This is a genomic window from Salinicoccus cyprini (assembly GCF_007713705.1).
In the GTDB taxonomy this organism is placed as follows: domain Bacteria; phylum Bacillota; class Bacilli; order Staphylococcales; family Salinicoccaceae; genus Salinicoccus; species Salinicoccus cyprini.
In genome coordinates this window covers 716,448-729,494 of sequence record NZ_VMSJ01000001.1, presented here as the reverse complement: position 1 = coordinate 729,494, position 13,047 = coordinate 716,448, and the positions used below count along the sequence as shown (strand labels likewise).

The 13,047-nt window shown below is 48.3% G+C and carries 15 protein-coding genes; 2 read left to right on the top strand and 13 right to left on the bottom strand.

All coding sequences use genetic code 11. From position 1 onward, the window contains the following. Positions 1-153: 153 nt before the first annotated feature. Both hemW and lepA read right to left on the bottom strand, forming a co-directional pair. Positions 154-1,275, bottom strand: coding sequence for a radical SAM family heme chaperone HemW (hemW, locus tag FO441_RS03530; protein ID WP_145285864.1), 1,122 nt, complete (start codon positions 1,273-1,275; stop codon positions 154-156). A 43-nt stretch (positions 1,276-1,318) separates the two neighbouring features. Next, positions 1,319-3,142, bottom strand: a complete 1,824-nt coding sequence (lepA, locus tag FO441_RS03525) for a translation elongation factor 4 (protein ID WP_145285861.1) — start codon at positions 3,140-3,142, stop codon at positions 1,319-1,321. A 160-nt stretch (positions 3,143-3,302) separates the two neighbouring features. On the opposite strand from lepA, the gene rpsT reads away from it, so the two are divergent. After that, complete coding sequence (rpsT, locus tag FO441_RS03520) at positions 3,303-3,548, top strand: 30S ribosomal protein S20 (RefSeq protein ID WP_145285857.1); 246 nt, start codon at positions 3,303-3,305, stop codon at positions 3,546-3,548. Positions 3,549-3,644: 96 nt separating this feature from the next. On the opposite strand, the gene holA is transcribed toward rpsT, so the two are convergent. Next, on the bottom strand, positions 3,645-4,607 hold the full coding sequence (gene holA, locus FO441_RS03515; protein WP_145285854.1) for a DNA polymerase III subunit delta: 963 nt from the start codon (positions 4,605-4,607) through the stop codon (positions 3,645-3,647). Positions 4,608-4,701: 94 nt separating this feature from the next. Between holA and FO441_RS03510 the strand changes: the two genes are divergently transcribed. After that, complete coding sequence (locus FO441_RS03510) at positions 4,702-4,836, top strand: YqzM family protein (RefSeq protein WP_145285851.1); 135 nt, start codon at positions 4,702-4,704, stop codon at positions 4,834-4,836. 7 nt (positions 4,837-4,843) lie between these two features. Here FO441_RS03510 and FO441_RS03505 read toward each other — a convergent pair whose 3' ends face one another. The 10 genes from FO441_RS03505 to yqeH form a co-directional block, all read right to left on the bottom strand. Then, positions 4,844-7,087: a DNA internalization-related competence protein ComEC/Rec2 gene (locus tag FO441_RS03505; protein WP_145285848.1), complete on the bottom strand. Its 2,244-nt coding sequence runs from the start codon at positions 7,085-7,087 to the stop codon at positions 4,844-4,846. After that, positions 7,084-7,545: a ComE operon protein 2 gene (locus tag FO441_RS03500; protein WP_145285845.1), complete on the bottom strand. Its 462-nt coding sequence runs from the start codon at positions 7,543-7,545 to the stop codon at positions 7,084-7,086. The genes FO441_RS03505 and FO441_RS03500 overlap by 4 nt, the downstream gene beginning before the upstream one ends. A 17-nt stretch (positions 7,546-7,562) precedes the next feature. Continuing rightward, positions 7,563-8,195 carry a helix-hairpin-helix domain-containing protein gene (locus FO441_RS03495; RefSeq protein ID WP_145285842.1) on the bottom strand — a complete coding sequence of 211 codons (633 nt, stop codon included), beginning with the start codon at positions 8,193-8,195 and terminating at the stop codon, positions 7,563-7,565. A 459-nt stretch (positions 8,196-8,654) separates the two neighbouring features. Then, complete coding sequence (locus FO441_RS03490; RefSeq protein WP_145285840.1) at positions 8,655-9,389, bottom strand: class I SAM-dependent DNA methyltransferase; 735 nt, start codon at positions 9,387-9,389, stop codon at positions 8,655-8,657. Next, positions 9,379-9,714, bottom strand: coding sequence for a ribosome silencing factor (gene rsfS, locus FO441_RS03485; protein ID WP_145285837.1), 336 nt, complete (start codon positions 9,712-9,714; stop codon positions 9,379-9,381). Before rsfS ends, FO441_RS03490 begins: the two co-directional genes overlap by 11 nt. A gap of 4 nt (positions 9,715-9,718) precedes the next feature. Further along, entirely contained in the window at positions 9,719-10,288 is a 570-nt protein-coding gene (yqeK, locus tag FO441_RS03480) for a bis(5'-nucleosyl)-tetraphosphatase (symmetrical) YqeK (protein WP_145285834.1), read from the bottom strand. Further along, on the bottom strand, positions 10,278-10,841 hold the full coding sequence (gene nadD / locus FO441_RS03475; protein ID WP_145285832.1) for a nicotinate (nicotinamide) nucleotide adenylyltransferase: 564 nt from the start codon (positions 10,839-10,841) through the stop codon (positions 10,278-10,280). The genes yqeK and nadD overlap by 11 nt, the downstream gene beginning before the upstream one ends. After that, a complete protein-coding gene (gene yhbY / locus FO441_RS03470; RefSeq protein WP_145285829.1) occupies positions 10,838-11,134 on the bottom strand; it encodes a ribosome assembly RNA-binding protein YhbY in 297 nt (98 codons plus the stop codon). Before yhbY ends, nadD begins: the two co-directional genes overlap by 4 nt. Further along, complete coding sequence (aroE, locus tag FO441_RS03465; protein ID WP_145285826.1) at positions 11,131-11,940, bottom strand: shikimate dehydrogenase; 810 nt, start codon at positions 11,938-11,940, stop codon at positions 11,131-11,133. Before aroE ends, yhbY begins: the two co-directional genes overlap by 4 nt. Next, positions 11,940-13,046, bottom strand: a complete 1,107-nt coding sequence (gene yqeH / locus FO441_RS03460) for a ribosome biogenesis GTPase YqeH (protein ID WP_145285824.1) — start codon at positions 13,044-13,046, stop codon at positions 11,940-11,942. The genes aroE and yqeH overlap by 1 nt, the downstream gene beginning before the upstream one ends. Position 13,047: the final 1 nt, after the last annotated feature.

Sequence of the window (13,047 nt, the reverse complement as noted above, 5' to 3'; positions counted from 1 at the left end):
CAAAAAATCGTCAACTATTGAAAATAGTATGATTTCCTGTCTCTGGGTTAAAATTGACATCACCTCATTAGCACTCTTTATCCTCAAGTGCCAATATTAATTTATCAAATTGGTCAAAGTATGTCAATCCATATGGTCAATTAATATCGAAAACTATTCTTCAAGCAGAAACTCCATGAAAACAGTATTGCCGACCATGCGCCCTGCGTCCGTCAGCGCAACATATCCCTCGCTGCTCGTGATATGTCCCCTGTCCGTCTCCTGCCTTATGACAGTATCATAGACGTCATCCATGGAACGGCCGAATTTCGATTCGAACCGGTTGGCATCCACACCACGGTTCATGCGCAGGCCGAGGAACATCTCCTCCTCCATCTGCGCCTTTATGTCAAGCGGCAGTGTCTCTTTGACGACCGAGCCCGTTTCGTCCATGGACTGGATATAGTGGTTGACCGGCTTGATGTTGTAGTATCTCGTGCTGTCGATATACCCATGGCTGCCGGCACCAGCGCCGTAGTACGGCTCGTTCTTCCAGTAGGTCTTGTTGTGCTCCGATTCATAGGCCGGCTGCGAGAAGTTCGAAATCTCGTACTGCGGATAGCCGAGAGCCCGGAGACCATTGATGACATGCTGGTACTTCTGTCCTTCGATGTCATCGTCATCGACCTTCATCCGGCCTTTTCTGATCTGGTTGTAGAACACGGTATGCGGTTCAATGATCAGTGAATACCAGGAGATATGCTTCGGTGACAACGTCTGTATATGACTAAGACTGTCGTCCAGATCCTGCATCGTCTCGCCTGGCAGATTGTACATCAGGTCGAGCGAGTAGTTGTCGAGGCCGATCTTCTCCATATGATTGATGGCATTGAATATGTCATCATAGCCATGGGAGCGGCCGAGTACTTTGAGCAGGTCCTCATTGAAAGTCTGGACACCGAGGCTGATGCGGTTGACACCATGGTTCTTCAGTACATCAAGCTTGCCCGGTGTCAGTTCATCGGGATTCGCCTCGAACGTGAACTCTTCCGTTACGTGGAAGCGCTCGTTGACTGCTGCAAGCAGGCGGGCGAGCTGCGCTTCACTGAGCGCGGTCGGTGTGCCTCCACCGACGAAGATGGTTCTGAAATTCTGCGCTTTGATTGCGCGCAGCTCTCTGATCAGTGCATCCAGATAGGCATCGACCGGCTGGTTGTGAATCAGCACCTTGTTGAAGTCGCAGTACGTGCATATGCGGTTGCAAAAGGGGATATGAATATATAGGCTTTCTGCCATGACGACACTCCATTCAAAACGAAAAGCCACTATGCAGTGGCTTTTATTCTTCGTCCATTTTAAGTACAGCGAGAAATGCTTCCTGAGGAATCTCCACACTTCCAACTGCCTTCATTTTTTTCTTACCTTCTTTCTGCTTCTCGAGCAGTTTGCGCTTACGGCTGATATCCCCGCCATAGCACTTGGAAAGTACGTTCTTGCCCATCGACTTGATGTTCGTCCGGGCAATGACCTTCTGGCCGATTGCCGCCTGGACAGGCACTTCAAACTGCTGGCGCGGAATCAGGGTCTTCAGCTTCTCGACGATGATCTTGCCGCGGTCGTAGGCGAAATCACGGTGGACAATGATGCTCAGTGCATCGACCTGCTCGCCATTCAGGAGCACATCCATCTTGACAAGTCTGCTCTCCTTGTAGCCGATCATTTCATAGTCGAATGAAGCGTAGCCCTTCGTCTGGGATTTCAGCTGATCGAAGAAGTCGAAGACGACTTCAGACAGCGGAATTTCATAGATGATGTTGACACGGATATCATCGAGATAGTCCATCGTGATGAAGTTGCCGCGTTTCTTCTGGCACAGTTCCATGACAGAGCCGACATATTCATTCGGCACCATGACCGTCGATTTCACGTATGGTTCCTCGATGTGGTCGATCTTCTGCGGATCCGGCATTTCCGCCGGGTTGTCGACGACGACTTTGGAACCGTCCGTCATGAACACTTCATATATGACGGATGGTGCCGTCGCAATCAGCTCGATGCCGAACTCACGCTCGATACGCTCCTGGACGATCTCCATGTGAAGCAGTCCGAGGAAGCCGGTACGATAGCCGAAACCGAGTGCCTGGGAAGTCTCCGGCTCGTAGACGAGCGCGGAATCGTTGAGTTCAAGCTTTTCGAGTGCTTCGCGCAGATCATTGTACTTGCCGGAATCAATCGGATAGATGCCGCAGTAGACCATCGGGTTCATCTTCTTATAGCCCTGGAGCGGTGCTTCAGCCGGATTGTCGGCAAGCGTGATGGTATCACCGACACGGGAGTCGCTGACATTCTTGACCGAAGCCATCAGATAGCCGACGTCGCCGACCGTCAGTTCCTGTACCGGAAGCGGCTTCGGCGTATTGATGCCGACTTCAGCCACTTCAAACGTCTTGCCGGTCGCCATCATTTTGATCTTATCGCCCGGTTTGACTGTCCCTTCCACAATACGGATGGATGAGATGACCCCGCGGTACGGGTCGAAGATGGAGTCGAAGATCAGCGCCTTGAGCGGTGCTGACGGGTCTCCTGCCGGTGCAGGAACCGTCCTGACGACACTCTCAAGTATTTCTTCAATACCGATGTTCGCCTTGGCTGATGCCATGATGGCATCTTCCTTATCCAGTCCGATGACATCCTCCACTTCCTGTGCGATCCGTTCCGGATCCGCTGCAGGCAGATCGATCTTATTGATGACCGGAATCAGTTCCAGGTCATTGTCTAGTGCCAGATAGACGTTCGCCAGTGTCTGGGCTTCGATGCCCTGGGCTGCATCCACGACGAGAATCGCGCCTTCGCAGGCAGCGAGAGAACGGGAGACTTCGTATGTAAAATCGACGTGTCCCGGTGTATCTATAAGATGGAAAATATAGTCTTCGCCATCCTGAGCAGTATATTTAAGCTGCACTGCATTCAGTTTTATTGTAATGCCACGTTCACGCTCCAGATCCATCGAGTCGAGAAGCTGTGACTTCATCTCTCTTGATGTGACAGATTTGGTATTTTCAAGAATACGGTCTGCAAGCGTACTCTTGCCGTGATCAATATGGGCGATGATTGAAAAGTTTCTTATTTTTTCCTGACGTTTCAAACGCTCTTGATCATTCATATATCTTCCAACTTTCTCTTAATGACAATGGTTGTATTATAACAACAAACGCAATTTCGTTCAATTCATTTTCTATTTATATTGCATATCCACGGCTTATTTGATAAAATACATCTTGTTGCAATTAAAGTTGTACAACTATAAGATGGAGGTGAAATTAATGCCTAACATTAAATCAGCTATCAAAAGAGTGAAAACTACTGAAAAAGCGCATAGCCAAAATATTGCTCAAAAAAACGAAATGCGTACTGCTGTCAAGCGTGCGATGACTGCTAAAACAAACAATGCAGAAAACGTTGAGACACTTATTTCCAACGCTGTTAAACATGTAGATAAAGCTTCTAAAAAGAACCTGATCCACACTAACAAAGCGGCTCGTGTGAAATCTCAACTGATGTCCAAGTAAAACCTTCTTCCGGAAGGTTTTTTTATTTTCCTAAATGACGCATCCCCTCTCGAATGAGGTGAACTAAAAAAGTTCACTTCATTCGAGAGGGGATTTTTAAATTTCCAGAATAAACAGCTCGAACAGTGTCTCCCTGTCGAGATAGCTGGATTTGAATTTGTAGTCGATATCCCGGCATTTGACCATCTTGCGCTCAAGCTCCGCCTGCTGGTACTTGCGCACTTCCCGGACGGCGAGCTTGACGCGGTATGGATGGACTTTGAGCGCCTTGGCGATGGAGTCGCCCTGATAGCCTTCCTGCTGCATCAGTTTGACCTGGTAGAGCAGTCTCAGCTGGCTGATGATAAGGTGCAGCAGCTGCATCGGCTCCTCATTCTGCAGGATGAGGTCACGAAGGAGCTTGACCGCTTCCGCTTTCCTGCCCGACAGTATCAGGTCGGTCAGCTTGAATATGTTCTGTTCGAGGCTGACACTGACAATAGCCTCGATATCCGATTCCGTCACCGATTCCTCGACATAGAGCAGCACCTTCTGCAGCTCGTTTGATACGTGCTCGTACTTGATGCCGACAAGCTGGATGAACAGATCCATGGCCGATGCATCCATCTGCACGCCTGCCCCATCCACTTCATTTCTGATGAAGCCGCGGATTTCCTGCTCGGTCATTTCACTGATCTGTGTGATTTCACCTTTGCTCTTGATCAGCTTGGTGATCTTCTTGCGGTTATCAAGCTGTTCGCTGAACACCTTGAATATGACCAGCGTGTCGTCATTCTTATTATTGAAGTACTCGACGAGCAGATCGATATTGTGCTCGACTTCAGAGCGTACTTTGGCGCCGGTAAAGGAAATGGCATCGTCCACGATGACGGCTTTCCGGTCGGACAGGAAAGGCAGGGTCTGCGCTTCTTCGATGATGCCCTCGACCGGTGTCTCCTTGTAATTGAGCGTAACGATACTGAACGCGTCCGGCTCGTCGACAAAGTTCTGTGCGAGTGATTTCGCCTTTTCTGTAATTCTCATGGTATTGCTGCCATATATAAGCTGTAGTTTTTCCATCTATAAAGTCGCTCCTGTACTGATTATAAATCCATTATAGCTTTTTTTGTGAATTTATCCTATACTGTAAGGGATATGTTTAGGAGGTTATCTCATGAATAAATTCGAAAAGCACGTACAATCCAAGAACAACGACATCGTCGATTCCGGACTTGGGTTTCTGGTTGGTTTCCTCGGCCTGACAGCCATTTATGTTATTGCCCAGATCTTCCAGATTGTTGCAGGTTAAGAGCTGATCATTCAGCTCTTTTTTTTATGCAATGATCTATCGTTTCATCAAGTTTTGTTTCGATGCACATCCTGTCATTCCTGATGGTAAAGCGTACCATGCCATGCTTCGTGGTGTCCAGCAGCCTGAGGTCCCGGACCCGCCCGAGAACCTCCGCATGCGGATGGCCGTAGCGATTGTCCAGTCCTGCCGAGATGAGACCGTATGTAAAGGTCGAGTGGGCGAGAAAGTGGTCGCCAGTTGATGTATCCGAGCCATGGTGGGCGAGCTTCAGCACATCCGCTTCGATTGTTCCCTGCGTAGACATCATCTGCGTTTCCATCTCAACATCAGTGTCTCCGGTAAACAGGAAGCTGAAGCTGCCGGTATGGACTTTCAGTACGAGTGAGTTCTGATTCGTATCCACCTCCTGCAGCGTCGCATCTGGAAATAGTCTTTCAATCACAATGCCGCCGGCTCTGATCTCCTGTGATTCCAGCGCGTTGATAATCTTCCCCTCGAAATCCCGCGGCACTCCGGCGTACCAGGCTTCAAACCCCGGGTCATTCGTATTAAGGTAGACATGATCCACCGGCAGTTCGGTCATGATATGGTGGCTCTCCCCGACGTGATCCAGATCGAAATGAGAAAGGATCAGCATGTCGATCCGGTCGACTCCGGACTCCTTAAGATACGGCAGCACCGTCCTTTCAGAAAGCTTGCGTCCGGCATCCCGGAAATAGAACTGTCCCCCGGTGTCCAGCAGGATGACTGTGCCACTCCTGTGATCCTCGATGACAAAGGCATCCCCCTGCCCGACATCCACCATCGTTACCGTATAGTCCTGATAGGACAGCCGATCGATCATATATATGGACAAACCGAAGCATATAGTCAGCACCACAAGTCTTCTGAACTGCTTCAGACAGAGCGTGCGGATCATCCAGTACGTCAGTGTGACAAGCATGATCAGCCAGAAAAAGTTCAGATTGGCAACCGAAATGCGGTGACGCATGCCCTCTGCAATCACGGTGATCAGCTGGCGCAGCATGCCGAAGGTGAATGCATAGAACACGTCCATGAAGTCAGGCAGATGTGTAAACGCCATTACATTGAAAAGAATCACCATCGGAAATATCAGAAAGGTGAATAGTGGAATGAATATGAGATTCATCATGATGCCGCTGATGCTCAGTTCGTTGAACTGATGCAGCAGGATGACGAGGGTGGAGAATTCGGCAATCAGTGTAATGCCGAACAGCTGTGTGAAAAATCCATACTGGCTCCAGTAGTTCCGGCTCAGAATAATCAGGAATGTGGTGATATAGGACAGCTGGAATCCGGCATGGTAGACGATCCATGGATTTAGCAGTATCTGGATGATGGCAGACAGCGAAATGACAGCCAGATACGGCTTATGCCTTGTGAATGAGGTTGCCAGCAGTACGACGGTCATGAACACAGCACGGAAGACACTCGGACTGAAGAAGTTGAGGAAAAGGAACAGGATCAGACTGGCCATCATGACCAGTCTGATTGTCGTAATATCAAGACGCAGCCGGTTGAGCAGGAAGAACAGGATGCCACTGATGAATGCGATATGGGTGCCTGAAATGACATAGAGATGATAGATGCCGAGCTTCTGCAGTGAATCAAAGAATTCCGATGTAATATATGCCTTGTTGCCGACCGACAGCGTCAGTATATCAAACTTGTAGTCGTGGACAGTTGCACCAAGAACACGTTCCATATAGCCGTCCCTGATTTCGGCCAGCCGCATCCCTGCCGTTTTCTCGACAGGTTGGCATGCTGCAGCATCAATGGTGTCTTCATTTATGCGGCCAGCGAGATCATTGATATTCATTGTCATCCTGTCGTCCACCTTGATGAAGTTCCTGTTCTCAGCCGGCATATGCACTTCAAACGGCCCTGAACACGCATATCCGACCGGCAGCTTCACCGATTCCTCGAGATAGAGGTCATACCGTCTGTCATTGTATGTGGCAGTATGTGCAATGCTGTCCTGGTAGTACTTGTAGCCGGTGACGGTAAAGCCTGGAATGCTGTCAACTGGTGGAGGTGTTTTTTCAGGCAACATAAAAACAGCCATCGAGATGATGGCTGCCACTAGACAATGGAGGATGAGAAACAAGCCTCCCAGTTTTCTATAGCTGATTACACTGGTAGTGATGATGAAAAATAACCCGATGACCGGCTGGCCGGCCAGAATATATCCATTAAGAATCGCCAGCAGGATAAGAAAAGGAATCATGTCTGCTGATGCAGTGCATCGATCACATTATCCCTGTTGAAGGGGATACGCTCGTAATGAACGCCTGTCTTCCCCAGCAGTTCCAGTGCATACGGATGATTCTTATAATCTTCTGCATAGTATATGTAACGGATGCCCGCCTGGATCAGCGATTTTGTACAGTGCACACATGGAAAATGGGTGACGTAGATGCTTGCCCCTTCCGTCGATACCCCGAACTTGGAACATTGCAGCAGCGCATTTATTTCTGCATGGATGGTTCTGATGCAGTGCTTTCCTTCAATCAGGCAACCCACATCGATGCAATGGGCTTCGCCTGACACCGATCCATTGTACCCTCCGGCAATCACCCGGTTATCCTTTACAATTGTTGCGCCCACTTTGAGCCGCTCGCATGTAGAGCGCAGGCTCAGCAGATGGCTCTGGGCCAGGAAATACTGATGCCAGTCTATTCTCATATTCGCCCTCCTCTTTACTATTCATCTATTGTAATATAAGGTTCCAGACTTTCATATGTTTTATCTCCGATTCCGGAGATATTCTTGATATCTTCAAGCTTCATGAAAAGCCCGTTCTCTTCCCTGTAATCGATGAAGAGCTGAGCCTTCTTCTCACCAATGCCGTTCAGCGTCGTCAGCTCTTCGATGGTCGCCGTATTGATGTTCACCTTCCCTTCCTCCTGGGTGCTGTCGCCAGTAGGACCAGGTGCTTCAGTGGCAACAACCAACTCACCCAATTCTGGTACATAGATGACCATCTCGTCGACCAGTTTCATCGACTGGTTGACTGTGAGCAGATCGGCTTCCGGTTCAAGCTGCGCCATTTCAAGGACATTCTTGACCCTGGCATCAGGCGGCAGTTCGTATACGCCCGGGTTTTTAACCGCCCCTTTCACTTCGACAAAAATGTTCTCGACCAATATGGCCTCCTCCACCAAATTTTCTTCCGCAGAAGGTTCCTCGGCCACCGGTTCTGGCTCATAGGCCATCACCTCCACATCCTGATTACCCGAAAGCTGAAAGAAGATCAGTACCAGAGCAATGATAATACCCCCGCCACCGACAATCAGATAACGATATTTCTGCCAGACTGCACTAAAATCCACCATATCGATTCCTCCTGAAAAATCTCTTTATATATATATGGTGAAAAATAGCCGTTTTGATTTTTTTCGATGTCAAATAAATAAAAAAACTCGAGAAATAAAAATGACCTGACTCTCAAGTTCATACCAATTGATTTTATACAGACCTATATACTTAGAAGTCGTAAAATGAAAAAGCTACATATAAATAATATGCAACAACTACATAGGACAAATCGGATAACCATAAGAACCATGACTTTTCTGTATTAAAACAAAGTCGAAGAAACTGAAAAGATAATCTACAAAATTCGCTATTTTAATCACCTTCCACTTATATTACTAATTTTGTAAAGTCTAACATCCATACTCTATTACAGTCATCAGACATTCCGCAATTATCATTTTTATATATAAAAAAGCACTTGCAAATCTGAACAAAAGTTCAGCTCTGCAAGTGCCTATTATAGAGTCAGATCACTTCTACTTCTTCAATACATAGAATACTCTGTCGCATACTTCAGTCACTGCATTTTCCATATCGAAGTCACTGAAAGCGGCATCGATGGTGAAACCGGACCGGCTGATCAGCTGGAGCATCTCCATATGGGTGTATGTTCGCTGGCTATGCGTCTCCACCACCTTGCGGTAGAGTTCTGGATCATCCGCATCCTTGATGAAAAACGTCATATCATGGACGACGGACAGTGGTGCTTCACCCTGCAGAGCGTGCCATATATAGGTGATGTGATCCGTTTCATCGCTGTATGTGACGTCATTGAAGTCCTCATTCATTTTAAAGGAGCTATGAATATCAAAAATGAAGATACCGCCTGATGCCAAATGCTCGTATACTTGTTTCAGCACCTGGATCACCTCGTCCGGACTGCTGCAGTAGTTCAGTACATCGACAGTTGCGGTGACCATATCGAAAGTGCGTCCTAGATCGAAGTCACGCATGTCTCCCTGCACATATTCAATATTCGGTGCATCATGCCGGCGTGCAACGTCAAGCATCATGTCCGACTGGTCCATGCCGGTGATGGTTTGGAAACCGAGCTGGCGCGTCAGACGTCCGGTACCGCAGCCGATATCGAGCACTGTCTGCTTGTTTTTTCCATAATGGTGGATGATATCAAGCCAGAGCGCATATGGCATATCATATGTCAGCTCATCATAATAGTGGCTGAAAAGCTGATAGGTCGGACTAGACTTCAACGCGCTCACCGTACTTGAACAGCCGCTCAAGGTTATAGTAGTCGCGTTCAGGCTTATGGAAGACATGAACAACGACGTTGTTGACGTCGATCAGTACCCATTTTCCTTCCCTGTAGCCTTCGATCAGATAATCCATTTCACGTTCTTTGCAGAAGTCCATGACCTCGTCTGCAATCGCCTGGACCTGCCTGTCCGAGTTGCCGTGGCAGATCAGGTAGCAGTCTGTGACACTGCTTGTCTCTTTGACATCAAATTTCATAATTTCCTCTGCGCGCTTATTGTCACACGCTTCGATCAGAAGATCGACCAGTTGTTCTGTATTCATACAGTCACTCCTTAACCATATTGTAGTAGTTCAAGCACTCAAGTGTTCTGCGATATACCGGACGGTCCTTTGTCACAAGATGAAGTATATTCGCTTTCGTTATTTCGTAGACAGCCTTGTCCAGATTCTGCTGCTGGAACACGATATCCCTTATTCCCTCGACGCCCGGTTGTGTCCGCTCGGGCTCGATGTAGTCTGCAACATAGATGATCTTTTCATTGAGCGACATCTGGCTTCTGCCGCTTGTATGGTTCATGATGGCGTGGAAGATCTCTTCGTCGGCAACACCATGCTCCTCCCGCATCTTGACAGCAGCCACCGGACCGTGAAGCACCTCGCTTTTGAATTCGAGCAGTTCAGGATCAAGCTTATAGTTTGTCACGTACTGGTACATCTCACCAAGCTCATCATATTTGGAAAAATCATGAAGAATGCCGGCCAGAAAGCACTTGTTCTTATCTCCACCGTAGATGTTCGCCATTTCCACTGCGGTTTCCGCAACCCGCTTCGAATGCTTGTAGCGTTTCTCAGGCAGTTTGTCCTTGGCTAGATTGATGGCTGATTTATGCTTCATACAGGTGATTCTCCTTTATATACTGATATACCTCAGGATCAAGCTGATGCCGGACCTGTATTCCCTCTCTGATGCGTTCCCGGATTATGGTTGATGAAATTTCGAGCACCGGCTGGCTGATGATCATGAAACGATCATCGCTGACCGGAGCATCGGAAAAGCGGTCCATGACAACAAAATTCAGCATCTCGAGCAGTTCCTGATAGCGATGCCATTTCTCAAAACTTCTATACTGATCCGTTCCGATCAGGAAAAAGAGGGCATCATCCGGGTACTGCGTCTTCAGATGGACAGCCGTATCATAAGTGTAGCTTACACCTTCCTGCTCCATTTCCCATGTATCGATCTCGATGAAATCATAATGGCGCACTGCATGTTCGAGCATCTTCAACCGGTGATGATCACTTGTCGGCACTTCTGTCTTCAGTGGTGACTGTCTGGCCGGAATACAGATCACCTTATCCAGGTCGAGTGCAATATATGCTTCCACCACTGCATGGATGTGACCTGGGTGCACCGGATCGAATGTCCCGCCAAAAAGACCTATCTTCATGACAGGTCGATCTTTTTGTTTTCTTTGGATTCTCTATACAGGATGATCGTATTGCCGATGACAGTGACGATATGGCCTTTCGTGCCTTCGCTGATCTGCTGGGCAATCGTATCCTTGTCCTCGAGGCAGTTCTGCAGTATGGAAATCTTGATCAGTTCCCTTTTCTCCAGTACATCATCGATCTGTTCAATGAAGTTGTTATTGACACCATTCTTTCCCACCTGAAAGATAGGACTCAGATGGTGTGCTTCTGATTTGAGCTGCTTCACCTGCCGTGAAGTTAATTTGTTCATGATTTACCTCCGATATGTGCTTTATATTTTCTATTGACTGCTGCAATGTCACCCTGTTCACCGGTCCATATAGTGTAGGCATCCATAGCCTGATGGATGAGCATCGGCATGCCATTCATATAGTGGCCTTCTGCAAAGTATTCGAGAAACTTCGTTCTTTCCGGCTGATAGATGAGATCCACACCGAGTGTATCTTCAGTGATGATCGAGTGCGGTATTTCCATTTCTTCAAACAGATCCTCATGCTTCATGCCGACCGGTGTCGTATTGATGATTGCGTCATGCGGATCGAGATCCGGTATATCCGAAATCAGTACCGCTTTGAAATCAACAGTTCTGAACTGCTGGAAGCTCTCCATGCGGCGGGCGGCAATTGTCACCGTGTCACCATTATTGGCATGTGCCCTGTGGACAGCTTTTGCAGCACCACCTGCACCAATGATCAGTATGCGCCTGTGCTGCCTGCCGAATGTCTGGTTGAATGCATCCAGGTACCCGGTAATATCCGTGTTATGGCCGGTCAGTACATCTCCATCAACGGAGACGGTGTTGACCGCACCGATCTTCATGGCATCCGCATCCACGTGATCCAGATATTCCATGATCTTTTCCTTGTGCGGAATCGTCACATTGAAGCCGGCGAGACCCTGTGATCTGATGGTATCCCTGATGTGCATGAGCTGGTCAGGGGGCACTGCAATCGCCGAATACTGGTCCGCCGTCCCTTTGGCTTCGAAGTTGGCATTATGAATCAGCGGGGAAAGTGTATGCGAAATCGGGTACCCTATTACTGCATATCTACCCATTATTGACCACCTTTAAAGATTGTCGGACGCAGTGTGACATCGATGCCTTTCGGCACTCTGACCGCAACAGTGGCGCCTGCACCTGCGCGGATGAACGCCAGACCGCTTATGGAAATGTCGCTGTCCTCTTCCATATCGAACTCGAACACCTCATAATCTTCGCTCAAATACGGCTTTGATATTTCAGGCGGCGCGAGCAGCGTGTTGAAGTGCTTCTTGTAGAAATCGTCCGCATTGGCCGTCTTGGTGCGATGGATGTTGAGTGCATGATTGGCATAGACGACAAAGCTGTTTCTGTCACCGCTGACAAAATCCATTCTGGCAAGGTTCGCAATGAACAGTGTCTGTGACGCATCCAGCTGGAAGGTCTTGGACTTGATCTCCTTGGCTGGAGAGATGAACTTCAAGTTTTCGGATTGCACATAATGTGCCATCTGGGAATCCATTACAACGCCCGGCGTATCGTAGATGAACGCATTCTCATCGAGCGGTATGTCGATCAGATCGAGTGTCGTACCAGGGAATCTGCTGGTCGTGATGACCTCCTTGTCACCGGAAGTATTTTCTATCAGCCTGTTGATCAGCGTCGATTTGCCGACATTTGTCGTGCCTACGACATATATATCCTGTCCATTGGCGTGGCTTGACAGCTTATTGACAAGCGTATCCATCCCTTCATTCTTCATGGCACTGACGACAACGGTGTCGATCGCCCGGATTCCCGCTTCACTGAGCATCTGCTTCGCCCTGTGGACGAGACGGCTGCGATTGACGGACTTCGGCAGCAGATCGATCTTGTTGATTACTGCAATGACGTCCTTGTCACCGACAATTCTGTTGAACGCTGGTATCAGGCTGCCATGAAAATCAAAGACATCGATGACTTTGACGATCAGTCCGTCGGTTTCGTACAGTGCATTGAGCATGGTCAGAAATTCTCCGGAGTCGATGTCTATGTCCATCACTTCGTTATAGTGCTTCAGTCGATAGCACCGCTTGCATATCGGATTCTCCTTGTCCATGCCGCTTGCCGGGATGAATCCCGGCTTGTTCTTATCTTCAGATTGCAGTTCTGCACCGCAACCGATACATTTTATTGCTTCCAAA